We start from the raw sequence: 23102 nt of genomic DNA, 5'->3' as shown, positions 1-23102 counted from the left end.
AGCGATGTGCGCATTGACGCTTTTGTTCGGGGGCCGCTTTGCGGCCCTTTCGCGACACAAGGCCGCTCCTACAGGCAGCGCGTCAGCCTTACTCAGCCGCAGGCTTGCGCTTCTTCAGCGGTGCCAGCCCATCGGCACTGGCCAGCGGTGCATTCGGCCGCGGCTTGGCGGTCGGTTTGCGCTTCGCAGCGGCCTTCTTCTCGCCAGTCTTCTTATCGACCTTCTTCTTCTTGGCCCCCACCGCCTTGCCCGAAGCCTTGACCTTCTTCGGCCCGCTGTAGGTCCCTTTGACTTCCTTGATCACCCGACGCTCGAACTGCTGCTTGAGGTAGCGCTCGATGCTGGACATCAGGTTCCAGTCATTGTGGGTGATCAGAGAGATCGCCAGGCCTTCACCACCGGCACGGCCGGTGCGGCCCACACGGTGCACATACTCGTCACCGCTGCGTGGCATGTCGAAGTTGATCACCAGGTCCAGGCCGTCGATGTCCAGGCCGCGGGCCGCCACGTCGGTGGCCACCAGCACCTTGGAGCTGCCCTGCTTGAAGCGCTCGATGGCCAGCTTGCGGTCCTTCTGGTCCTTCTCGCCGTGCAGCACGAAAGCCTTCACGTCCTTGGCCACCAGGTGACCGTAGATGCGGTCGGCCAGGGCGCGGGTGTTGGTGAAGATGATCGCCTTGTCGAAGGTCTCGTTGGCCAGCAGCCACTGCACGATCTGCTCTTTGTGCTGGTCGTGGTCGGCGGTGATGACCTGCTGGCGGGTGCCTTCAGCCAGCTGCGAGACGCTGTTGAGCATCAGGTGCTCAGGGTCTTTCAGGACCTTGCCGATGATATCGCGCAGGGCCGCACCGCCGGTGGTGGCCGAGAACAGCAGCGTCTGCTCGCGGTTCTCGCACTCCTTGCACAGGCGCTCCATGTCTTCGGCAAAGCCCATGTCGAGCATGCGGTCGGCTTCGTCGAGGATCAGCACCTGCACGTGGGACAGGTCGAGGTTGCCGGCATTGAGCTGCTCGAGCAGGCGGCCCGGCGTGCCGATCAGCACGTCCGGCACCTTGCGCAGCATGGCGGCCTGTTCCTTGAAGTCTTCACCGCCGGTGACCAGGCCAGCCTTGATATAGGTGAACTGCGAGAACAGCTGCACTTGCTTGAGGGTCTGCTGGGCCAGCTCGCGGGTCGGCAGCAGGATCAGCGAGCGGATTTCGACACGCCCGCCTTTCAGGTCAACCAGGCGGTTGAGCAGCGGCAGGACGAACGCCGCGGTCTTGCCGCTGCCAGTCTGCGCAGTCACACGCAGGTCGCGCCCTTGCAGGGCCAGGGGGATGGCCGCGGCCTGCACCGGGGTTGGCTCGACAAATTTAAGCTCGGCCACGGCTTTAAGCAGGCGTTCGTGCAGGGCGAATTGGGAGAACACGGAGGTAACCTCAGGCAAGTGCGGGAAATTCAGTTGCATAGGGTAACGTTTTCTGCCGCCTTAGCCGAATTTCTTTTGGCAACTTTCTCGCCATCCGCGCTCTAATGGCGCTTCGTTTCGCTGCAATAGACCGGTTTACAAGCTTATGGACATCCAACGCATCTGGCGTGACAGCCTCGACCTGTGGGGCACCCTCGACCAACATCCGCTGCTCCACGCCGCCATCGGCCTGGCCGTGCTGCTGCTGATTTCCCTGGTCCTCGGGCGCCTGGCGCGCTTTCTGACGCTGCACGGCGCGCGCCTGCTGGCGCGCCAATCGGCGTTGAAGTGGCTCGACGACCTGCGCCACAACAAAGTCTTCCACCGCCTGGCCCAGACCACCCCGTCGCTGGTGATCCAGTTCGGCCTGAAGCTGGTGCCGGAGCTGTCCGACACCGCCCAGCACTTCCTCGGCAACCTCGCCCTGGCCTTCACCCTGCTGTTCATGACCATGGCCCTGTCGTGCCTGCTCGATGCCCTGCTGGACATCTACGCCCGCACCGAACACGCCCGCACCCGCTCGATCAAGGGTTACGTGCAGCTGGCCAAGATGATGCTGTGGATCTTCGCCTCGATCGTCATCGTCGCCACCCTGATCGACCGCTCGCCTCTGTTGCTGCTGTCGGGCCTGGGTGCAATGTCGGCGGTGCTGCTGTTGGTATACAAGGACACCCTGCTGTCGTTCGTCGCCAGTGTGCAGCTGACCAGCAACGACATGCTGCACGTGGGCGACTGGATCGAGATGCCGCAGGTCGGTGCCGATGGTGATGTGGTGGATATCACCCTGCACACCGTGAAAGTGCAGAACTTTGATAAAACCATCGTCTCGATCCCGACCTGGCGCCTGATGAGCGAGTCCTTCCGCAACCGTGGTCTATAACCGCGGATAATATACTACCTACGCCACAGACCCCGTAAACCCTGGCCTCATAGATAGTACACATACTACCAATTCATATACTATCTGCCACCCTCCTGCGTAACCCCTTTCCCGCCCAGCCCGCGCCTTGAGCCCCATTCCGCTTCCCCCTGTGGGCAAGATCCGCGCTCAATATCCGTTGCTATTCTCGCAGTTGATTTCGCGATGACGCGTAGTTACGTCATGCTTGTCAGCAGCAGTAGCCGTGAGCAATCCGCTCCAGGGTCTGGACGACCAGACGATTGCCAGCCTCCTCACGTGCAAGCTCCAGCGCAGAGCAACCTTCAAATGCGGCCCGAGGCTGCGACAACCAAACGGCAGCTTTGGCTCTGTCACCAAACACCTGCTCAGCCCGCAGCCAGAGGCGCTCAATCCGATCCATAGATGCCCTCCCAGCCCTTGGTGTTGGTCGTCCAAAATCGCTCAACCCGAGCTAGCTAGGCGTGACATACGATGCCAGACCTAAGTAAATTCCTGCATTTCCCGCTCACTTGAACACCTTCTGAAAACCAGCACCGCCTCACTGGTAAATTCTGAGAAAATGAGACAGCGCAAACCCACATCCTGAAGTTCACTCCTTTCAAACTCCAGCTCAGGCAGGAACATCAATGAACGAAGCCTAGATTTTCCTTCCCATTACTTGCCGCCCAGTCGCATATCACATAACAACTGTTCATGGTGTGGACTATCAAGTAGCCCCGCCGCTCTTCAGTCTTCATAATTATTGATGTGCAAATTGTCGAGCCATCAGTAAACCGCTTACGGTCGTCGCCAAAAATCACGCCGATCATGTACGCCTCCCCCTCCCCGTACTGCACAGAGGAAAGATAGGCCGTTACGGTCACGTCGAACTGCGTGTCCATGGCTTTTGCGACACCGCTCGGTATCGCGGCGCAGTCACTCCAAGCCGGCTTATTGGTAAACGGCGGAACTCTAAGCTTACTCACCCTGAAAATTTCCTTTAATAGTTACTGCCCCGACGTCAAAACCGGTCACCCGACTGAGCACTGCTTCTCAGCGCAGAGAAACGAATATTGGAGCTTGCGGCCCCATTGCACGACCAGGGAGGAAAGCGGCACCTGCAGGCGTTAAAGATCGTGCACCAGCAATCCTGCGGCACTTCGAATGTCGGGATTTTTCAGCGCGGCCACCGCAGGCTGACTCACATATTTGCGTCCACCACGGCCGGCAAGCACCACCAAGACATCCCCGGTTTCAAACAGGCAGCCGTAGAATTCTCGCTCGTAATCGGTCACAAGACCGTCCCCCGCGGGAATGCATTCTCGGTTATCAAAGACCACGTTGTGGGCGTAGAGAATGGTGGGCTGACGCCCCTCCCCTTCGATCTCAGCGCGCATGCCCTCGGCCAGCAAAACATCCAGCAACAACCACTGCCTCACCACACAAACTGCACGGTCGGAAAAGTCCTTTTGAACGATGCTAATGAGGTCGCCATCGCTGAGGCTCGACCCATTAAGATTCCGTGCCTCCCCGTACAGGATGTCTGCAATTAGAACTGATTCCACCGCCTTCCTCGCTTACTCCAACGCACAGCTAAACCGCCTCGACATGATGATTCGGACAAGAAAAGATCAATTTTCATCGTTGATGGATAGCTAACGGGCCACACAGAGTGCGGGCCGAGGCTTGCCACACGGTGACGCTACTCATTTACGATTTAGAGATATATTGAAGAGCCCCCTCCGGGCCAGGGCCTGCGGTCAGAGGGCTACCCCCAATTACAGCCGAAGCTGACAGAGCCACCTGATTCCCACAGCGATGAATATATACATTTGAGTGAGCGCACGCAAACGCGGCATACCCTCCGCTTTTATCAGGGCGGATGAAATGAGTCTTCGAGATGCCTTTGCGGCCGTGCTCCAGCTTTTGCGAGAGCAGCAGCAGCTTTCGCAATACGATGTCGCTGGAGGTGTGACTCAGTCACACATCAGTCGACTGGAAGGCTTGAAATCCAATGCCACTCTGGAAACCAGCCAAGAGCTCGCGAAAGCGCTGAACTTGCATCCGATCGCTTTCCTGGCGCTCGTGCACGCAGCTGATGAGCAGAAAACCGCGAGGCAGATTCTGGAGCAGGCGCTCGACCAGTTGGAGCGCATGGAGCTGATCGATGCGCCACTCCCCACCGAGCCAGTCAAGCAAGCACATCCTCGCACCAGGAGCGCTGAGGCAGTTTTGTTGAAGGTGCAGGCGCTGAAGGCTGAGGGCAAGACTCAATCAGAGGCCATGGCGTTGCTGGACTTACCTAGATCCACTCTGAGCCGTTACTGGAGAAAATGCTAACCCTCTCTCGACCTGTCCGCTTCAAGCGCGGCCAGCCAAGCGTAGTAGCCGTATGGATGCACTCTGAGGAGTGGGCCTGCGACCCTTAAAGTATTGATGCCCAAAAGAGCCACGCCCAGCCTGCTGGCGAGCTCCTCTGCAGCAGCAGATGCCAAAGATCAGGCCCGTGCCACTGTGATCAGCACACCCTCAACCTAGCCAAACTTCGCATCCCTAGCACAAAGTATTAAAGCAGCAAGGAACGATGATAGAGCGCTTGCACCCAAATTCGAAGCCTTGCTATCCTGCTGACGAGGGCCAAGTGCCCAGGTTGCCGTATACCGCCCCGCTGTGTTGGGAAAGCACGGTGTTGTGCCTGCTTACCACATTACTCCCCGTGGCCAGCCCGGCTAGCAGCAAGCTCAGCAAAGCGCGTCTGATCTGCAAAGATCTCGTCTAACGAGTGCTTTTTCGGCCATGACACCGGAGTCAATGTCATGCGTTTCAATGCCGAAACCATCCTGGAAACCTTTAAAACCACCAAGGTTGCGGATGCCCCAAAGCTCAAACACACCCAGTACCTTCGTTACCTGGCTCAGCGCCTGGGCTACCAAGATTATGAGCACTTCAAGGGCTGCCTGAAGACGGCGCCATCCGACCGCCTCGGTGACTTTTACACTACGCTCATGAAGAAAATCTGCGCCTTGCGTGTTCCCGAAGAGGGTATCGCGCATGTGCGGTTCAGTCATTTTGACGGCAAGTCGATCGGCTATGACTCTTACTTCATTGGATGGGATAGAAACGGGAGGGAGGTTCGTATGCCCAAGCCCGGTTACGAGCAATTGGCGATCATGGACTTCCGCGCGTTTTATGAAGAGCCGCTCTATGTGATCGAGACCGGCGCTGAGCTGTCAGCCTGGCGGTGGAACTGGGGGTCGTTTGCAGCCGTCCCAGTGGCGCTAGCAAAAGCCAATTTCCCCTCACTGTTCCTGAAGGAGCACCTGGTCGTCACCGATCCTCCCCTTCAGAAAATCAAACGCAGAATCCGTCGCGCGCAGAAGAAGAGCGGCCTGATTTAACCCTCCGGCGGGCGATCAGTCGGTCGCCCGCCTCCATCCTTTCGCAGCTCACATATCTTATCCATCCGGACAGCATCGTAACCCTGCTGTGGCTTCTCATCTCGTACCTGGTAAACAGGGCCACTTCATTCCTAGCTTCTGACCACCCGCGATCAGACAACTCCTACTAGGACTGCGGACAGCACGATCCGCCATGCTTACTGCCGCTGGTACCTCTCAGTGACGTCATCAATCCATCATTTTTCTGTCAATCCCGTCGCCTAGAGTGTGTTCGCCAGTGTGCACAGGACTTGATCACAATGTATTTTCAGCATCATAGCGGGACTTCCCTAGGAGACATCAGTATCCGAGAGGACGCGAACGGTACGACTTGCAGGCTTGTAATCTCCTGGGTTGACTCGGCCTCGTTCAGACGGGCACTTGAGCGACGCTACCATTGGGATTGCTGAAAGCAGAAGAAATTCAGGCGCTCATTAAGCCATTCACTGGCATGAAAACAGGAAAGAATACATTTGTACTCCACCTATCCCGCGTCAGCTTCCCCCTGTCGCACAATCAGGGCCCAGTCATCCGCCGCTCTCCCGCCTCAATCATTCTGGGGATGAAGTCCGGATCGTCAGACGTTTTGGGGACATGCGAGGCGCTGTTGATACGCATCAAGTGAGCTTTGATCTCATGAGCAATACGCGCCGCGTCTTTTGCTGACCACCACTGAGTGAGCTGTTCAGCGATTTCATCGGCCCCATGGTCAGCCTTGGCCACGTCCAACAAAAGCCTCGTCGTCAGCCTGAGGTGGGCATCTTGTAATCCACAAGCCTGGTCAGCCAGCACGGCAAGCGAAGATTGAAGCGGTGCTCAAAGCCAAAGCGGCTGGCAAATCCAAGCGAGAAATCTCAGATGAGCTTGGCATTCCATGGTCGACGGTAAACGACATATGGAAGAAAGGCTGATCTGCTACCTCACCAATTTCCCTGACACAAAAAAACGGCCAGATTGGCCGTTTTGAGTGCAGCAACAATAAATCAGGAAACCCAAGCTTCTACTTCTTCGGCCCCGTACTGCGCCTTCCACTCTTTCAGCAGCTTGTGATTGCCGCCTTTTGTCTCGATTATCTCCCCGTTATGCGGGTTCTTGTACTGCTTAACTTGGCGTGCACGACGCGGCGATTTCTCTGCCACAGCCGGGGCGCTACGACGACCCGCTTGAGGATCCAGCAGGTTGATGATGTCACGCAGGCTGAAGCCGTACTTGTTCAGCAAATCACGAAGCTTTTCTTCAAATTCGATTTCTTTCTTCAGCTCGGTGCTGCCCTTCATCGCCTCGAGCTCAGCGAGCTGCGCGGCCAGGGTCTGCTCAAGCTTTCGGAATTCTGCCAAACGAGACATATGTAGTCCTCAGGTATTTAAAAAAGTGCTTACAGGTTAACCCAAATGTGGAGCTGGGCCTAATGAATTTGATGCTGCAACGTGGAGTTAGTTCACCACAACAGCACTTGCAGGCTCAGCAGCAATATAAGGAAACTATATCCATCTCACTAATTAGGCCTGTGCTGCTTCACACACCTACCTGAGCAAAGCGCTGCGCGTCTAAGGACGTTACCGCCGAGAAGCCAGCACCCTTTTTAAAGCTCATATTGTGAACAAAGTTTTTCATCGCATCTGAAGGGTCGATGGCTTCGAGGTTAAGACCTTCGACAGTGGCACGGGAGAATGCAACGCTGAGGATCGGCTGATCCTCCATGTGCCCGGTAGAGCTGTTCAGCACGTTATCCATCGCCGTAACGATGACGAGGTCGTCCGGCAAGATGGCCAGCAGCTCGCGGCCTACCCGCAGTGCGCAACTGCACACGTAATCCTGGTGGAGTTCGTTGAAGCGGCCTGCAGGCATCGCCTTGGTCGACAGTTTTCCGCTTTTGAGCAGCGATTTGATCTCGGTGGGAATGACGTGCGAGCCGTGAATAGCCAGCTTTGCTTCCAGCACGCCTCCCTCATGAACGATCATCTGTATGGATGAGCCAAGGTGCGAAATTTCCTCGAACGACTCGAACGCCTCGATAGCGTCGAGCTTTGCCTGGCGATCGCCATCAAGAATCCGCAGGGCAATGTCCCGCTCCTCCGACCAATCAGAATGCTGAGTCTTCCATTCTTCAAACTGCGCCTGGAACAGCCGTTCATCTTCAGTTGCGGCAGTGGCGATTTTCGCGATGAGGGCCGCACGCTGACGGCTTTCCAACTTAAACAGCTTGGCCCAGAAGTTTGGACGATAAGTCGCCGAGGCCTGCATAGCGGCCTGTTCAAGGGCCCCGCTTTTCACGGGCGGCTTAGGCTCAGGCTTGGACAGAATCTTCTTCCATTTGACCGGCTCAGCGCATTCCTTATGCATCGAGAGCAGGATATCAATGTGGTTCTCATACACCTCGACTTCGTAGGCCGCCTGTTCGAGGGCCTCCATTCTCGCGAACTCTTTCTGCCGCTTCTCCAGCTCACGTTGGCGGCGATGCGCATTACGTTCTGCTCGCCTTGCAGACGCTTGCAGAGATCGAACTGTCCCTTTCCAACCCATCACAATATTCCTTACTGGCTTCGTGATGGCACATTAACATAGCCGCTATCACAGCTTGAACTGGCTGCATCATTTGATCCCGTCTCGCCCCTAGCGACAATGATTTCTCCACGGAACTGCAGGTTATTCAGCCGAAAGAGGTAGGCCAAAGACGAGGTGGAGTGCTACTTCGAGATACAACACATCGGGCCCTGATCCAGCATGTGGCCTGATCATCTATTACTCAGGGAGATGGGTACCAGTGAAGCTCACAACGCGGGTATCTCACGGTCTTCGTCCACGGCCACAGGCTTTGGGAATTGAGCGTGACCATCGCTCCCGTTTGGGAGCTTTGGATAGAAAGAGGTAAATGATGACCGCTAGCCTACGACGCGTTGCTGGCGGTGAACTCAGAGTTGATTTTTGTGGGAGCGGGCTTGCCCAGCGAACACGGGCGTAGCCCGTGCCAGCTACCTCCAATGCATGGGCCGGCCGCTTCGCGGGACAAGCCCACTCCCACATAATTACTGGCAACTGCACTGGCACCCCTGGGTCGAAAACAGCCAGTGGTGACCGACCGCAATCGATTCTTTGCAGCCGTTCGAGGTATCTACGAAACCGAGTTCAATTCAGCCACACAAGCGCACTCGAAAGTTCCTTCCATAGTTTCCGCTGCTTGCCAGCGATCCACGTTTCGCTATACCCCAAAAGGGTTGCATGGCACGTTGATATCAGTAATCCTTCAGTTTAGGCGCTTCAAACTGGCATGATTTTCTAGCGCTGAACCTATGGGATTGTCCCGCTAATGCCATGACTGAGGCAGGGCACGTACAAGGCGCACATTGCGTTTGGGGAGTCAGAATCGATATGGCGACATGCACCGCACCTAGTAAGGGTCACCGCTCCGCAAGCGCGGCAGCAAATTGTCCTGCGTGTAGAAATCGCTATGGGGGCTATGGAGCACGCTCATATTCCTCCACCTCATACTCTTCTCCGTCATCATCCTCTTCATCTGGTGGGGGTGGGGGGCGCACGTCACGTGCTTTGCCCAGTGGAGTTCCGGAAATCTATCGTCGTCCGCTATCTGAGGTACCAAGCCTAGTCCGCAGCGAGGTTCCAACTCCGGCGCAGTCGAACGGGCAAACCTATGACGTGTTCATATCTCATGCATCTGAGGACAAGGACGAGTTTGTCAGGCCATTGGCCAATGCGTTGATTGCAGTTGGGCTCAAGGTATGGTTTGACGAAATGACACTTCGTATCGGGGACAGCTTGCGTCAAAAAATTGATAAAGGCTTGGTTAATAGCCGCGTTGGACTTGTGGTTCTGTCCCCAGCGTTTATCAAGAAGGGATGGACGAATTACGAATTGGACGGGATCGTTACCCGCTCGGTTTCTGGCGAACAGATATTGCTGCCGATTTGGCACAACATCACCAAGCAGCAGGTGATGGATTTCAGTTCTTCGATCGCGGACAAGGTGGCGCGCAGCACCGCGGTGCACACCATTGATGAGATCGCTGCTGAGATCGCCGATTTGCTAAAGTCTAATGATGCCCAAGCATCCTAACATCAAGCGTCCACACAGCATGCCTGGAGATAATCGGGCATGCCCATCCGCTGTTGCCTGCCCTTGGGACATCCCGGCAGGCTAATCGCCTTCTCCTCCCCAGGGGGGCCGCCAGATTCAAGGTGTCGACAGCAATGCCAATGGATGCCTACGGATTCAACTTCGCCATTGGAGTACCGAAACACCAGCCATTCTTGTGCCAAGCCACTTGCAGACTGCTCAGATGCAGATAGTGACAATGACCTCGGACAAAACCAGGTATTGATGATTGGCGGCTCAGAAAAGTGTGGTCGCGAAGACATCATCGTCGCAATCTGAGCTCGGCGAGTCTACGGACATGTTGAGCACTTATGAAATAGCTACTTTCAGTGAATCCCAGCTCAGTTGCCCAAACTGCAACTCACCCCCCAATAATTGGGAGCTTCGTCCAAGGGCGAAGATCTGCTGCCACATAGATATGGGCGCAGTCCCGAAGCGCGCGTCCATCTAACCGCACGTCACCCAGCTACTATGGAATCCAAAGCCTTGCACCAATCAACGTATGGCAAAAGGTCTACTGATCTCGCCGACACCGCCGCATGAACCAAGATCGATAATTGCGGGTCAGTCTGTAACGGGAGATTGCAACTGGCGGGGTACAGCGAATGGTTTCATTTGATCTACAAAGGATGCTCATTGGCGAGTTCCCGCTGACCTTCCTCTTGGAGGTCGCCCTTCGTGTTTCAGCGGCGTTTCTAGCCGTGTTCTTCTTTTTGAAATTCAGTGGTCGACGCGGAATCAGGCAGCTGTCCCGATTCGAGCTCGTGGTGATCCTCACCTTGGGCTCAGCCGCAGGCGATGTGACTTTTTATGAAGATGTACCCCTCCTCCCGGTCGCATTGGTTTTCCTTACGCTCTTGCTGCTCTATCGCGGAACCGTCTACATGATGAGGCGCAGCAAAACATGCGAGGCCTGGATCGATGGACTGCCCATCACGGTCGTAAAGGACGGAATGTACGAGATCCATTAGCTGCGGAATTTGAACATCTCGTCCAACGAGCTCTTCATGGAGCTGCGCCAACAAGGCGTGGAGCATCTCGGCCAAGTTCGACTCGGCCTATTGGAAACCGATGGCGATCTCAGTCTGTATTTCTATGGGCAAGATGACACCCGGCCAGGGCTGTCGGTGCTCCCAGTCGAACATCGTCCGGAGTACCTGGCACCGCCGAACGCGGGCCTTCACTGTTGCGTCAGCTGCGGCTTCCCAACCTTCCATGAACCTCAAGACTCAGTCGTGTGTGAACGCTGCGGACATAACGTCTGGTCACCTGCATTGGATACCGTGCGCAACCGCTAGACCTAATCCACTTAATAGCGCGGGGGTTGGACAGGCACCGTCTTCACTGACGGATTTATTCACGCCCTTTTCACATGCTATGTGGGAGCGTTAGCTATCCCTACGTGTGATAGAAGCTCCCTTGCCCGCCTAGCAGCGGGCTTTCTTTTGCCCGCCATTCCTCATCGACTCGGGCCATTCGTCCGTTGGGCTGTCCGCTTCATCGGCCAAAGCTGTCCTCTAAGGACATCAGCCAGAGGCTTCCTCATGCGACAGCTATTCCAATCGATAACTCTTCCCCTTGCCTGCACTCTGCTGTGGGCATGCGCCGCTCCCGAAACGAAGTCTCCTGTGGAGGCACCAGGCCGGCCAGAGTCGGCAAAAACCCAGTTGCTGGAAACCGGCGCCGCGACGCTGCAGTCCAAGCCGCCCATTGAGGCCATCAACGCCTACCTGGATGGATTTCACTTCTACAACGGCCATCAGGACGTGCAAATGGAAGCGCATCACTACTGCTCCATCCTCAACGAGGATGTCATTCAGTGTGTGATATTCGACGGCAATACCAAGTGTGCGAAGATCATGGGCGTCGAGTACATCATCGACGAGAAGCTGTTTGCCGGATTACCAATCAAGGAGAAGGCGATGTGGCACAGTCATGGCTACGAGGTCGCGTCTGGGCAGCTGATCGCCCCAGGCATCCCTGCTCCTGCTGAACATGCCTTGATGGAGCGACTGGCGCATACTTATGGGAAGACATGGCACACCTGGCACACCGATCAGGATAAATCGCTGCCTGTAGGTGTGCCGCAATTGATGATGGGCTTTACCGCTGATGGCCAGGCTAGCCCGGCGATGGTCGAACAGCGCAATCGGCGCCTGGGTGTGGATGCTGCAAAAACCAAAGCTGAGCGGGCTGACATTCGTATTCCTGATGCTGATCCCCAGGCGAATGGCTGGCAGCACGGTAACGTCATTCAAATCACCGATCCAACCGGTGCCCATTTACATCGCCCTTCAACAGCTACACCATCCACTACAAATAGCCGATCCAGCCAATAGCCGCCTGCATCAGCTTTGTGTGGATGGGGCCTCGGGCGTGTCCCCCCTTTCGGGGGAGCGGCTGTCGTGTACCGCACCCTGGCGCTGCCAGGGTCACGGCCCTACCGGGCTTCCATCCTCACGCCTCCGCCCCTCCATGGGCTGCGCGCTCCGCTTGCTAGTTGCCGACACTCAAATGCCCGGCCTAGTCCTTGTCTCAAAGTGAACGATCAGCACACCGCGACACTCCATGTACCGCACCGTGTTTAGTGATCAGCACGGCGAGGGAAGGATTCTGATCAACGTCCATGGAGAGGAAAACTGTGAGCGTCACCTTGAGATGTCTCAAATGCGGTGGGCAAGACCTTGTAGTACCACAGAGGTTGAACAAGAAGGCTATCCTCACGTGCCGAGGGTGTGCCGCCATTGCCAATTATGGCGATCTGATGGAGGCAGAAGGTAGACGGCTGATTGCCGACATCAGGCAGCGCCTGCCTCTCTTGGACGCCGGGTAGTGGCATACCGAGCGCGGACAACTGCACAAGCTATGCAGCAACCTTTATTACACGATTCGTTGCGCTTCACGATCTTTCGCGCACCCGGTCAGCTAATACGAAAGTAAAGGGAGCGTCCCTAATTCGCCAAGCATCTCACCAGAACACACAGGCTCTCTGTGTGACCACACGAGGTGCGAGATCATGGCAAACGATCAAGAAAAAACCGGTCAGCAAGGTGGCACCACTCAAAACAATCCTGATGGCTTCGAGAATGATCCACACCGACCATCTGAGCCTGATCAAAGAGGTGGACAGTTGTCGGAGAGCGAATCCGACCTTCAACGAGATTTGCATCAAGATGGTCAGGATTTAGGCGGTGGGTACCAAAGCGATCACCAGGGCGCAGTTGGTACAGCTCATAGAGGCGGCATGGGAGGTCATACCACGGGGCCCAAATCGGACAATGGCCAAAGCGAAATTGACGAAGCTTCGCAAGCGGTGCAGGACGAAGACAGCGGCATGACTGAAGACAACCGGTAAGGTTGTTTAGGGCCAGGGGAGCTGGAAGCCCTGGCCTTGCTCATGGCCCCGCTCTATTTGCAGTAAACAGTACAGAGCTCATTAACTCGTGTCGTGAAGCTTTGGCTCATCATCCCCATGACAGGTCGACCGGGGCGCTCGCCAGACGCATCGTTCCCATCGTCCATGGATTGCCCCCCCATCAGCTTCTCACTCGCCACTAGCTGAGCAGCCCGAACAGGTCACCACTAATCTCATTACGCTGGCTGAGGTCGAGCAACAGCACCTCCGCTTTGCTGTAGCGGAAACCCTCCCGGTAAATCCGCCCCCTCATGCGCAGCCTTTGTCAGCAAAAGCGTATCGCCTGTTGGACAAAGCAGTTCGACGAGGATGCCTCTGGGCAACCCAGAGCTGAACTGCCGAGATTATCAGCGTGCTCAATTCCTTTGGCGAGTGACAGCAGTCGCCCCGTAGCGGACGCTTGCTTTAGTATCAAATCAGTCGCGTTGCGCTGGAAGTCACCAACCAGATGCCAGGGAGCTACGCTTCTACAGACTCAACGGAAAAGATACGCGATTAGGACGGAGGGCAGGCTGCATGCGGTTGTCGACATTCATCACTCAGCACATGGGCAGCATCCTGCAGGCTTGGGAGGATTTCGCTCGTACCGTTGAATTACCTCGCGAAGCGCTTAGTGACAAGGGCTTAAGAAATCATGCCGCCTTCATCCTCCAAGCCGTGGCTCGCGATATGGATACACCACAGAGCTTGCAGCAGGAGATCGATAAATCGCAGGGTTTAGGCCCAGCTATTGAGGGCGAAAGCGCTGCTGAGACTCATGCCGTACTTCGCCTTCTGGATGGATTTACCCTCGATCAGATGGTATCCGAGTACAGAGCCCTCAGATCCAGCGTGCTCAGGCTTTGGCTTTCACAGGAAGCATCACTCGATCAAGCGGATCGTGTACCCGAAATAATCCGTTTCAACGAAGCTATCGATCAGGCTCTTGTAGAGTCCATCGCATCCTATGGCAAGGCTGTCGATACCACACGCAAAATGGTGCTGGGGGTACTGGGTCACGATCTTCGATCACCACTAACGGCCATTAAAATGGGAGCGGCGCTGCTTACCAGAGCCAAGCAGTGGGGAGACCGTGAACAGAGCTTGGCGGTGCAGATCGATACGAGTGCCGAACGTGCCAATCAGTTGGTAAACGATCTACTGGATCTCGCCAGATGCAACCTGGGCCTGGGCATCACGGTGCAACGTCAGGATATCGATCTGACTTCGTTGTGTGCCAGGGTTGTACAAGAGGTCTGCTTCGCCCATCCACAGATTAACGTTGTTTTCGAACGTACCGATGCACTGCCGGCGAGCGTCGATCCGCTACGCATGAGCCAGGTGATATCCAATCTGATGGTAAATGCCATACGACACGGGGATGTTGAGCGGCCGATTCGAGTAGGTGCTAGCTGCGTTGAGAACATGGCCGTAATTGAGGTACACAACTGGGGAAAACCAATCTCTGCCGACCAGATCACCTACCTATTTGATCCTGAAGCACGCTTAACACGCGCAAGTCGTGCTGACGGTGAGCAGAGCCAAGGTCTAGGGCTAGGGTTGTTCATAGCCAAGGAAATCACGGCCAGCCATGCCGGCAGCATTCAAGTCGTATCTAGCCCTGAGCAAGGCACGACTTTTCGAGTGAGCTTTCCGAGACAGCCATCGACATAATCCCTGTTATTAGAACGAGCGAAAAGCTTGCTCTTTGACCTTGGGGAGAAACCTCAAGGTTAGCTGGGTCGATAGCCGCCGCTTGCTTCCGTTGCCAGGAGACTGGCCCAGAAACGCCGAAATCCGTTTGGGATGACTAACGAAAAAAAGCCCGCGCCTTAGGCACGGGCCGCTCAGAGAGCAACACCCGCCCTGATCAGTTATCCAGCTCGTCTTTGATAATCTTGCCGTCGTGCGGATCAACCTGGAACTCGTATTGCTTGCCATCAGCCTTGATACCCTCGCCTTCCCAGTGACCATCGTCAGCTTCGATCTTGGTAATCTGGGTGTAGCCTGCGCCTTTCAAGGTGGCCTCAGCCTGATCCTTGTTCACCTTCCAGTCAGCACCGGGCGTATCAGCCCATGCAGAAGTAGCCCCCATAGCACCAACCAACGCCAGGCCAGTGAACACTCGTGTCATCGCTTTCATCACTAACTTCCTTTTTTCATGACAGTTAACGATCCGACCCGAACGCTGATCTTGACGTTCAGTTTGTGTTGAAAGACGAGACTGATTCCGGGCACCCATCATGGTGAACGAGCTCCTGCAGGTCTCGTGAAAGCAAAGCAGCGGCTGTGGGTTTCAGCATGGTTGAACTCAGCTCCTCCCAACAAATCCACTTACAATGAACGATGCCTCTGCCAAGCGCGACGCAGCAACCGTCGGGTACGTCAGTCGTAAAAATATGGTGGAGAACATTGCCTACCTCGACGGTGCCCACAGCGTTCAAGCCTGAGCAATGAAGCGCCAGCGCCTTCCAAAGCTCACGGGCAGCGGCAACGATTGGCGCTTCGCCGGTCGCGAGCACGCCGCTTGGAAACTTCCATTTAGCCCCCTTCCTGCGGACAAGCAGAACCTTGTCATTTCGTAAGCAGATGATCGTGGCCTTAGCTCTGACTGGGCGATGCGTAGTGACGCTCATAAGGGATCGCACCTAGAGAATGGGCGACATCCTTAACGCGAAAATGATCATCCATGATCTGATGATCCATGGCTGAATGCAGAGTTCCGAATTGACGGTTTTCCATGCGAAGAAGCATGAAGTCTCTGAATTCCCACCGGTCACATGATCATGAGTGAGTCAAAGACATGCACTGGAATGTCCTGAAATGATTGAAACCACCGATCTAGACGAAACGGACTAAGCTCGCTTGAAGGAGAGGTAATCAGGAGGCAAGGATGCGACATCGAGGAGCAGTATTTTGGGCTTGGGCAGATCCAGCTCTACAGCACCATTCCCACGAGGAAGAGCTAGATGATGGAGCCAAGCTCGATGTTCAGGTTCGGCTCTCCCGTACTGGCGACACGCAGTTGTTCATCGGGATCTACGAGCGCTCGGGCTTGGCCAGGATTGAAGAAGCCTATGCAAAACGGCCTGGTGAATCGGTAACTCGGGCCATGGCGTGGGGCGCGGGCAGGGGTCGTGCGCTGGCTCTATCCGCCCTGGAACGAAAGCAGCACATGGGGTAGGAGGACGAGACAATGGCTGATCAGCTAGCCCAATTGGACGCTGAGATCGCGTTCTTGGATCAGATAGCTGCGGAGCTAGAGCGCCAGGTTGGGCCTAGCCCTGTCACTCGCACTCTGGTCATCGCCTGGCTGACCGAGTGGGTGAAAAAGCCGGGCGCATTGAAACCCGACTCACCACACCTGCCTCAATCTCTCAAAGCGGCTTATACCGCCTGGATTCATCAAGAAGTGGATCACTGAGAAAAATTGCGACCCTCGGCTACCAGCACATTGTTTAAGCAAGCCGTTGCGAAGGCTGGTTTCGCTCGGTGGCGAGGCACCTCGCACGGCCAACCCCCCAGGCCAAGGCACGCGTCATCGACTCTCCTGGACGCGTGTCGAAGGCTTCTTCATGCAGTGCCATACCACTGCCGGCATACACGCCTATGAACATTTGAGTGCTGCCCGTTCGCGACAACCGCACTTGGATATCCATCGTCGTGCCGTCGTCCAGCGTCTCATCGTGAGTTCGGTGATGAAGCGTCGGGTCTGACCATTTCCAAAAAATGTCACCGCGTATGCGCATGCCGCTCTCCTACGACTTTAGTATTAGACAGATGGTCATCCCACCATAGCCCACAGCGGCTCTCATGCATCCAAATGGCCGGCAAATCCATTCATAATCAGACGGTTGGAGTTGTTACAGCGTTTTGCCGAACTGATGATAATCGATGAAACCTGCATGCTAGAGCGGCCCTGGCGATTTTCCTGCTGATCTATTTACGTTACCCTCCGCGCCGCCAAAACAACACCAAGGAGATGGCGGGCATGAAGATCGATATCCAGGTCGACGAACACGGATCAGGCTGCAAAGTAATCATTGACGGCCATCCAGTTTCGTTCGCGAATGCAGTTGAAGCTGAGGCCTATGTTGCTCGTCTGCAAGAGCGGCTGCAGGCCGCTCAACATGCCTTCGTAACATCTGCAGAAGCTTCAGCCTGAGCAGCCACCGAACCAAAATCTATACTCGCCCATCACATCTGATGTGTAAGCGATACGGTGAGTGGTTCAGCACCCGTACTTCATCAAGGGGGAGGACGAGATGGCGTTTGTTGACCTGTACGTTGCGAGTTTGTAGAGCTCGAAGTGACGCTTATGAATGCCAGAGAACGCCTTCTGGCTTCGACCGATGACGAGGCGTTACATGACATGCGGATCGCCGTCAGACGTATCCGAAGCTTACTGATCCCCGTCCGCAAGCTCGAAGGCGTGGAGCGCTTGAAAGCAGCTGCCGCCGAGGTAGGTCGACTTACTACTCCCACCAGAGATCTTGAGGTCATGGCGGGAGAGCTGGATACACGTGGACTGACCGAAGCCGCCCAGGCCCGAAGAAGTCGATTGCCTGATCAGTACAAAGCTATCGCGAAGAGTCAGGAGCTCAACGAACTGTTCACCGCCCTCGATCTCTGGCCGGCAACTTTCAGATCCTCTTCTGCTGGGCATGACGATAAAGCGCTGCGTGGGGCGGTGATGAAGTCACTGACCAAGCTGCTGGACAAGGTACATATCGCGGTAGATGACAAGCATCACGACCGCCATGAGTTGCGGATCCTGGTCAAGCGGGCTCGCTATCTCACCGAAGCATTTGAAGAGTTGTCGCCGCTCTCCCCTGAAGCTGCGAAATCGCTGAAGAAAGTTCAGGGTGCCTTGGGCTCATGGCACGACCACCACCAATGGTGCCTGCGTGTCCACGAAGAGCCTGATCTTCAACCTCTCGAAAGTCTCTGGGCAGAGTCGTCGGAGAAAGAACTGGCGCAGGCTGAGGCCGAACTGAAAAAGCTGAAGCAGCTGCTTCCGGCCATCTCGAAGAAGGCCCAGACGCAGAAGAATGAAGCGGACGCCGAAGCGCGCAAGCGCTCGGGATTTGAAACAAACGGTTAACGTGGCCTGATCAGGCGCAGCGTTTCAGGATGGTTTTGATCGGGCGCCTTACTCGACGCTTCGGTACATCCCTAGCCTTGATCCAACGACAAGCTTCGATCTCGTTTCGAGGGCGTGGTTTATCGTCTGACTTGCGGGCTTCGAACAGGTAATGGATCACCTTGTCTTCCCGGTACATCGTGAGGTAACGGAGCTCGTCGAATGCGAGACCAGTTTCTTCGGCCATCTCCCGCATAGCCGCCTCATGCGGCGTCTCGTCTCGCTCGACTCGGCCACCAGGTAGGTTCCACTTGGCGTTGCGCTTGCGAACGAACAAGACTTCACCATCCTTGCGATAGATGATGGTGGCGCGCAGCTTGATGCCTTTGCGTTTCGCTGTTGCAGTGTCCATTGCCTTCATGCGCTGCCCTTAACGTTGGCTGGCCTAGATCCGGCAGGTTCCTTGCCGAGAATAAATCTTCCGTGTGTCGGTTAGATGACCGGTGTAACGAGGGCAACGTTCAAGTTATCGGCGCCGAAGCGTGTAATGCCCTGCTCAGGTAAGTCGAACGCCTTTCGACGCATCAAGTGAACTTCACCAGATCATGAGAGCCTTCCGTCAAAGGGAGGACAAGTGATGAGCCCATCGAGAGAACTTCATTCCACCGTCATCTGCCTGCAGGCAGGGAAGGTATTGCTTGTACGCAAGGAGGCACCTCAGTGGTCACTCCCTGGCGGGAAAATCGATCCTGGCGAAACGCAGCTTGAAGCGGCACGTCGTGAACTACGGGAAGAAACGTGCCTAGAACTGACTGACGCTCAGTTTTTGGGGCATCACGTGCTCCAAGCGGAAGAGCACTGGCTGTACCGAATGGCCGTTCCGGCCAGCATGATGCCTCGACCTTCGCACGAGATAGTGGAGTGTCGCTGGTTCTCGATCCAGGAAATCACCAAAACCTCAGTCAAGCCAACCAACGTAGATCTGCTAAGACGAGAAGGAATAATCACCGCTAACGAATAGCCTGAATCAGCCAAGGAGCTTGATGTTCAATAGGCAGCAGCACTGATGAGTATCGATCAGAAAACTTGCCCGTCCCAAGAAAAGTATCGGTACGAGGAGAAATTTTCTGGTTTTGGCTGGGCTTGCCTACTCCCCCATCGTACTGAATGGCGGTCGCTTAATGCCTTTCCTATTTGGCTCATTGGCAATGCTTTTGGCCCGTCCTATCCCCCAAGCCAGCGCACGATTCATCGATTCGCCCGGCATGGCAGCAAATGCCTCTTCGTGAAGGGGCATTCCACTCGCGGCATAAACTCCGATAAAAACCTGGGTGGCTCCGGTTCGTGACAACCTCGTCTGGACTTCTATAGCGGTTCCGTCGTCCAGCGTTTCATCATAACTGCGGTGGGCAAGCGCGGGGTCAGCCCATTTCCAGAAGACATCACCACGTATTCGCATGCCAGCCCCCTTTAGCTTTAAAGCGGAACGGTTGAAGCCCCCGAGCTTGGGATTCTCACAGCTAGCCCTTTCGAACAGCCGATTATGATGGATGGCCACCGATTCGTCCCAGCAGCTCCATTTAGATCGCTCTGATATCGATGTGATCCGATTGGTTCAGCCAACTTTCGGATAGGCAGCGAATCAGTACCGCCTGCCTTGTTGGTCTGAACTTTGCTGTCCGCCATGGCTTCCCCTGCATACCGATCACGAAATTACGCGGCTGCAGGAGCTGACATTCATGAGAGCACTGACCTACCACGGAGCACACGACGTCAGGGTCGATAACGTTCCTGACCCGATCATCGAGCAAGAAGACGACATCATCCTCAGGGTCACCGCCACAGCCATTTGCGGTTCCGACTTGCACCTTTACCGAGGCAAAATCCCAGAAACCGAAGCCGGCGATATCTTCGGCCATGAGTTCATGGGCATCGTCGAGGACACCGGGAATGCCGTCACCAATCTCCAGATCGGCGACCGCGTGGTGATTCCCTTTGTGATCGCTTGCGGCAACTGCTTCTTCTGTCAGCACGATCTGTTCGCTGCCTGCGAAACCACCAATACGGGGCGGGGCTCGATCATCAACAAGAAGGGCATTCCCCCGGGCGCCGCGCTGTTCGGATACAGCCATCTCTATGGCGGTATCCCTGGCGGCCAAGCGGATTACGTGAGGGTGCCCAAAGGTAACGTCGGCCCGTTCAAAGTGCCCACCGACCTGGCCGATGACAAGGTGCTGTTCCTCTCGGACATTCTGCCCACCGCTTGGCAGGCGGTCATCAATGCCGAGATTGGCCAGGGTTCATCGCTGGCGATCTATGGTGCCGGGCCGGTGGGCTTGCTAAGCGCCGCCTGTGCGCGAATGCTCGGGGCACAGACCATCTTCATGGTCGATGACAACGACTACCGCCTGGCCTACGCCCGCGAGGCTTACGGCGTCATACCGATCAATTTCGAGCAAGACGACGATCCCGCCGACAGCATCATCCGCCAGACACCAGGCATGCGCGGCGTCGATGCAGTGATTGATGCGGTCGGTTTCGAGGCAAAGGGCAGCACTGCCGAAACGGTGATGACGGCGCTGAAAATCGAAGGCAGCAGTGGCAAGGCGCTGCGCCAGAGCATTGCTGCAGTGCGTCGCGGCGGCGTTGTCAGTGTGCCGGGTGTGTACGCCGGCTTCATCCACGCCTTCATGTTCGGCGACGCCTTCGACAAAGGCCTCACGTTCAAGATGGGCCAGACCCACGTGCAGAAATACTTGCCTGAACTTCTTGAACACATCGAGGCGGGACGCCTGCAACCGGAACTCATCGTCACCCACCGCCTAGCACTCGAAGAAGCGGCCATGGGCTACAAGATGTTCGACCAGAAGCAGGACAACTGTCGCAAAGTCATCCTGGTGCCGGGCGCTGCACCGGGCACCTTGGGCCCTGACTACGTGTAGAGGAGACAAGATCATGAATGAGGTCGCCAGCTACTTCTGGATTGCCGTCGCGGCAATCCTTTTACTCATCGATCTGTGGGCCATTGTCAGCGTGTTCAGAAGCGACAAGTCAGATGCAGTCAAAGCGGCCTGGGCCCTGCTGATCGTCGCGCTACCGTTAATTGGCCTAGGTATCTGGGGCGTTGCTGGCCCGCGCGGTATCAAGCGCGGTACCGGGCCCACTTCCGACGAGCACAGCAAAGGCTGACATTTCCGAGCTCCACTTACAGGGGTTTCAATATGATCGATCAAGCGACAGGGATGAAATCAGGCGAACGCTATCGCGTGGAAAACGTGGAGCGCGCTCATCAGTTTCCAGGCTTCTTTCAAGACGGGAAGTATTATCTCGGCCCTGAACTTCTCACCGCCGTGGGCTGGCTCGAAGGTACACGCTTCATCTACGACAGCCTGGATGCTGAAGGTGAGCCCGTATTTCCAAACCGAGCGGCAGGCACGGTCGAAGGGCTGACGTTGACCCTGGTCGATGGCACCTCCCTTGAGCTCTCGCGGATCGAGGCCAGCGACCCCATTGCACCCCTTGACCCCAGCGCCTCGGCTACGAAACGAGAAGCGCCTGACCGTGGCGCTCCGCTCAGAGGGCCTCTGCGCGGCAAGGTCGTGGTCATCACCGGCGCATCCAGCGGCATAGGCCGAGCCGCCGCGCATGCCTTTGCGTGCAAAGGTGCTCGCCTTGTACTCGCCGCACGCGATGAAGAGGCGTTGTTCGACGTGCTGGATGAATGCACCGATTGCGGTACGGATGCCATAGCGATCACGACCGACGTCACCCACAGCGACCAGGTTCAAGCGCTTGCCGCTCAGGCCGCAGACTTTGGACAGGGACGGATCGATATCTGGGTCAACAATGCCGGGGTCGGCGCGGTCGGCAATTTCGAAGAAACGCCGTTGGAGGCGCACGAGCAGGTCATCCAGACTGACCTGATCGGTTACCTGCGAGGGGCCTACGTCGCCCTTCCCTTCTTCAAGGCACAGGGCAGCGGCATTCTGATCAACACGCTGTCGCTGGGCAGCTGGGTGGCACAGCCCTACGCCGCCGCGTACTCGGCGAGCAAGTTCGGCTTGCGCGGACTGACCGAGGCATTGCGGGGCGAATTGACTGAGTTTCCCAACATCCATGTGTGCGATATCTATCCAGCCGTCATGGACACACCAGGCTTCCGAGACGGCGGTAACTACACCGGGCATGCGCTGACACCGCCAGGCCCCGTATACGATCCCGAAATGGTGGCGAAGGCTATGGTGGCCTGCGCAATCTCGCCTCGTGCTCACACCACGGTTGGCGCTGCGGCGCGCCTCGCGCATTTGGCCAGCTACCTGATACCAGGCCTGCCTCTGTTGTCAGGAAGGCTGACGCGCTGGGGGATAAATCGCAGCCCCATAGCCGAAGCATCATCAGGCAACCTCTTTGAGCCTCCGAGTGGCAGGAGGGGTATCGACGGAGGTTGGAGGAAGCCAAAAGATAAGACGCTCCTGCTGATCGGCGCAGCGGCGCTGGGAATCCTTGTGGGTTTTACCCTCACACATTCACGACGCAGGGATAACTAGAGGCGGTCTGCGTACCGAGGAATGAGCGTGATTGCGAGATCACGTTCGATCCTACTCTGCTGACGAGCTTGTGGGATTAACCGAGCGATAGTCCTCCCCTGCTACCGCTCTCAAGTAAGCAGCGTCAGCCTCCAGACGAAGATCGCGCCATTCCTGCCAGCAGATAATCCCTCGACGATCCATCTCATCGGCCTGGCGAAG

General features: G+C 56.2%; 27 protein-coding genes and 2 pseudogenes. 17 read left to right on the top strand and 12 right to left on the bottom strand.

All coding sequences use genetic code 11. The features are described from left to right. Positions 1 to 88: 88 nt before the first annotated feature. A complete protein-coding gene (locus APH28_RS25175) occupies positions 89 to 1450 on the bottom strand; it encodes a DEAD/DEAH box helicase (RefSeq protein WP_060513157.1) in 1362 nt (453 codons plus the stop codon). A 106-nt stretch (positions 1451 to 1556) separates the two neighbouring features. Between APH28_RS25175 and APH28_RS25170 the strand changes: the two are divergent. Beyond that, positions 1557 to 2327: pseudogene (locus APH28_RS25170) on the top strand (mechanosensitive ion channel family protein); the annotation flags it as partial. Positions 2328 to 2559: 232 nt separating this feature from the next. Here the strand turns inward: APH28_RS25170 and APH28_RS25165 are convergent. The 3 genes from APH28_RS25165 to APH28_RS25155 all read right to left on the bottom strand — a co-directional run bounded on the left by APH28_RS25165 (position 2560) and on the right by APH28_RS25155 (position 3895). After that, positions 2560 to 2751, bottom strand: a complete 192-nt coding sequence (locus APH28_RS25165) for an MbcA/ParS/Xre antitoxin family protein (RefSeq protein ID WP_054902834.1) — start codon at positions 2749 to 2751, stop codon at positions 2560 to 2562. Positions 2752 to 2974: 223 nt separating this feature from the next. Beyond that, complete coding sequence (locus tag APH28_RS25160) at positions 2975 to 3316, bottom strand: hypothetical protein (RefSeq protein WP_054902835.1); 342 nt, start codon at positions 3314 to 3316, stop codon at positions 2975 to 2977. Positions 3317 to 3457: 141 nt separating this feature from the next. Continuing rightward, positions 3458 to 3895, bottom strand: a complete 438-nt coding sequence (locus tag APH28_RS25155; RefSeq protein ID WP_054902836.1) for a hypothetical protein — start codon at positions 3893 to 3895, stop codon at positions 3458 to 3460. A gap of 322 nt (positions 3896 to 4217) precedes the next feature. On the opposite strand from APH28_RS25155, the gene APH28_RS25150 reads away from it, so the two are divergent. Together APH28_RS25150 and APH28_RS25145 are read left to right on the top strand one after the other, a co-directional pair. Beyond that, positions 4218 to 4670: a helix-turn-helix domain-containing protein gene (locus APH28_RS25150; protein ID WP_054902837.1), complete on the top strand. Its 453-nt coding sequence runs from the start codon at positions 4218 to 4220 to the stop codon at positions 4668 to 4670. A gap of 476 nt (positions 4671 to 5146) precedes the next feature. Continuing rightward, complete coding sequence (locus APH28_RS25145) at positions 5147 to 5728, top strand: hypothetical protein (RefSeq protein WP_054902838.1); 582 nt, start codon at positions 5147 to 5149, stop codon at positions 5726 to 5728. A 555-nt stretch (positions 5729 to 6283) separates the two neighbouring features. On the opposite strand, the gene APH28_RS25140 is transcribed toward APH28_RS25145, so the two are convergent. Then, complete coding sequence (locus APH28_RS25140) at positions 6284 to 6496, bottom strand: hypothetical protein (protein WP_146024524.1); 213 nt, start codon at positions 6494 to 6496, stop codon at positions 6284 to 6286. Positions 6497 to 6534: 38 nt separating this feature from the next. Between APH28_RS25140 and APH28_RS29595 the strand changes: the two genes are divergently transcribed. Beyond that, positions 6535 to 6678 (top strand): helix-turn-helix domain-containing protein, encoded by a 144-nt coding sequence (locus tag APH28_RS29595; protein ID WP_082422863.1) that lies wholly within the window; start codon positions 6535 to 6537, stop codon positions 6676 to 6678. A 72-nt stretch (positions 6679 to 6750) separates the two neighbouring features. On the opposite strand, the gene APH28_RS25135 is transcribed toward APH28_RS29595, so the two are convergent. Both APH28_RS25135 and APH28_RS25130 read right to left on the bottom strand, forming a co-directional pair. After that, positions 6751 to 7113, bottom strand: coding sequence for a histone-like nucleoid-structuring protein, MvaT/MvaU family (locus tag APH28_RS25135; protein WP_054902840.1), 363 nt, complete (start codon positions 7111 to 7113; stop codon positions 6751 to 6753). Positions 7114 to 7282: 169 nt separating this feature from the next. Continuing rightward, the gene (locus APH28_RS25130; RefSeq protein ID WP_054902841.1) at positions 7283 to 8290 is read right to left on the bottom strand and encodes a hypothetical protein; all 1008 of its coding nucleotides are present in this window, start codon (positions 8288 to 8290) and stop codon (positions 7283 to 7285) included. 1023 nt (positions 8291 to 9313) lie between these two features. Here APH28_RS25130 and APH28_RS25125 point away from each other — a divergent pair. The 5 genes and pseudogenes from APH28_RS25125 (at position 9314) to APH28_RS25095 (ending at position 14945) form a co-directional block, all read left to right on the top strand. Beyond that, positions 9314 to 9838, top strand: coding sequence for a toll/interleukin-1 receptor domain-containing protein (locus APH28_RS25125; protein WP_054902842.1), 525 nt, complete (start codon positions 9314 to 9316; stop codon positions 9836 to 9838). A 644-nt stretch (positions 9839 to 10482) separates the two neighbouring features. Further along, positions 10483 to 11175: pseudogene (locus tag APH28_RS25120) on the top strand (DUF421 domain-containing protein). Between the two features lie 246 nt (positions 11176 to 11421). After that, the gene (locus tag APH28_RS25115) at positions 11422 to 12216 is read left to right on the top strand and encodes an OBAP family protein (RefSeq protein ID WP_054902843.1); all 795 of its coding nucleotides are present in this window, start codon (positions 11422 to 11424) and stop codon (positions 12214 to 12216) included. Positions 12217 to 12893: 677 nt separating this feature from the next. Beyond that, positions 12894 to 13232, top strand: coding sequence for a hypothetical protein (locus tag APH28_RS25105; protein ID WP_054902844.1), 339 nt, complete (start codon positions 12894 to 12896; stop codon positions 13230 to 13232). A gap of 576 nt (positions 13233 to 13808) precedes the next feature. Beyond that, on the top strand, positions 13809 to 14945 hold the full coding sequence (locus APH28_RS25095; protein ID WP_054902846.1) for a sensor histidine kinase KdpD: 1137 nt from the start codon (positions 13809 to 13811) through the stop codon (positions 14943 to 14945). 196 nt (positions 14946 to 15141) lie between these two features. Here the strand turns inward: APH28_RS25095 and APH28_RS25090 are convergent, their stop codons facing one another. Both APH28_RS25090 and APH28_RS25085 read right to left on the bottom strand, forming a co-directional pair. Further along, the gene (locus APH28_RS25090; RefSeq protein ID WP_054902847.1) at positions 15142 to 15414 is read right to left on the bottom strand and encodes a PepSY domain-containing protein; all 273 of its coding nucleotides are present in this window, start codon (positions 15412 to 15414) and stop codon (positions 15142 to 15144) included. A gap of 58 nt (positions 15415 to 15472) precedes the next feature. Then, the gene (locus tag APH28_RS25085; RefSeq protein ID WP_054902848.1) at positions 15473 to 15907 is read right to left on the bottom strand and encodes an NUDIX domain-containing protein; all 435 of its coding nucleotides are present in this window, start codon (positions 15905 to 15907) and stop codon (positions 15473 to 15475) included. A gap of 257 nt (positions 15908 to 16164) precedes the next feature. Between APH28_RS25085 and APH28_RS29300 the strand changes: the two genes are divergently transcribed. Then, positions 16165 to 16455 (top strand): hypothetical protein, encoded by a 291-nt coding sequence (locus tag APH28_RS29300; protein WP_054902849.1) that lies wholly within the window; start codon positions 16165 to 16167, stop codon positions 16453 to 16455. Between the two features lie 12 nt (positions 16456 to 16467). Then, the gene (locus tag APH28_RS25075; protein ID WP_060513156.1) at positions 16468 to 16695 is read left to right on the top strand and encodes a hypothetical protein; all 228 of its coding nucleotides are present in this window, start codon (positions 16468 to 16470) and stop codon (positions 16693 to 16695) included. 34 nt (positions 16696 to 16729) lie between these two features. Here APH28_RS25075 and APH28_RS25070 read toward each other — a convergent pair whose 3' ends face one another. After that, positions 16730 to 17020 carry a hypothetical protein gene (locus APH28_RS25070; protein WP_054902851.1) on the bottom strand — a complete coding sequence of 97 codons (291 nt, stop codon included), beginning with the start codon at positions 17018 to 17020 and terminating at the stop codon, positions 16730 to 16732. 242 nt (positions 17021 to 17262) lie between these two features. Here APH28_RS25070 and APH28_RS28755 point away from each other — a divergent pair, with 242 nt between their 5' ends. Together APH28_RS28755 and APH28_RS25065 are read left to right on the top strand one after the other, a co-directional pair. After that, positions 17263 to 17436 (top strand): hypothetical protein, encoded by a 174-nt coding sequence (locus APH28_RS28755; protein WP_156340949.1) that lies wholly within the window; start codon positions 17263 to 17265, stop codon positions 17434 to 17436. A 153-nt stretch (positions 17437 to 17589) separates the two neighbouring features. Then, positions 17590 to 18375 carry a CHAD domain-containing protein gene (locus APH28_RS25065; protein WP_054902852.1) on the top strand — a complete coding sequence of 262 codons (786 nt, stop codon included), beginning with the start codon at positions 17590 to 17592 and terminating at the stop codon, positions 18373 to 18375. 10 nt (positions 18376 to 18385) lie between these two features. Here APH28_RS25065 and APH28_RS25060 read toward each other — a convergent pair whose 3' ends face one another. Next, positions 18386 to 18775, bottom strand: a complete 390-nt coding sequence (locus APH28_RS25060) for an NUDIX hydrolase (RefSeq protein WP_054902853.1) — start codon at positions 18773 to 18775, stop codon at positions 18386 to 18388. A 216-nt stretch (positions 18776 to 18991) separates the two neighbouring features. On the opposite strand from APH28_RS25060, the gene APH28_RS25055 reads away from it, so the two are divergent. Beyond that, complete coding sequence (locus APH28_RS25055) at positions 18992 to 19375, top strand: NUDIX domain-containing protein (protein WP_060513155.1); 384 nt, start codon at positions 18992 to 18994, stop codon at positions 19373 to 19375. A 126-nt stretch (positions 19376 to 19501) separates the two neighbouring features. On the opposite strand, the gene APH28_RS29295 is transcribed toward APH28_RS25055, so the two are convergent. Continuing rightward, positions 19502 to 19813 carry a hypothetical protein gene (locus APH28_RS29295; RefSeq protein WP_054902876.1) on the bottom strand — a complete coding sequence of 104 codons (312 nt, stop codon included), beginning with the start codon at positions 19811 to 19813 and terminating at the stop codon, positions 19502 to 19504. Positions 19814 to 20093: 280 nt separating this feature from the next. Here APH28_RS29295 and APH28_RS25045 point away from each other — a divergent pair, with 280 nt between their 5' ends. From APH28_RS25045 to APH28_RS25035, 3 genes are read left to right on the top strand one after another with little or no spacing between them, the layout of a single operon-like run. Continuing rightward, a complete protein-coding gene (locus APH28_RS25045) occupies positions 20094 to 21296 on the top strand; it encodes a zinc-dependent alcohol dehydrogenase (RefSeq protein WP_054902855.1) in 1203 nt (400 codons plus the stop codon). 13 nt (positions 21297 to 21309) lie between these two features. After that, positions 21310 to 21543: a PLD nuclease N-terminal domain-containing protein gene (locus APH28_RS25040; protein ID WP_054902856.1), complete on the top strand. Its 234-nt coding sequence runs from the start codon at positions 21310 to 21312 to the stop codon at positions 21541 to 21543. Between the two features lie 32 nt (positions 21544 to 21575). Further along, on the top strand, positions 21576 to 22901 hold the full coding sequence (locus APH28_RS25035) for an SDR family oxidoreductase (protein WP_054902857.1): 1326 nt from the start codon (positions 21576 to 21578) through the stop codon (positions 22899 to 22901). The last annotated feature ends 201 nt before the right edge of the window (positions 22902 to 23102 follow it).

This window comes from Pseudomonas sp. NBRC 111124, from assembly GCF_001320245.1.
GTDB lineage: Bacteria > Pseudomonadota > Gammaproteobacteria > Pseudomonadales > Pseudomonadaceae > Aquipseudomonas.
This window is presented reverse-complemented; position numbering and strand designations above follow the sequence as displayed.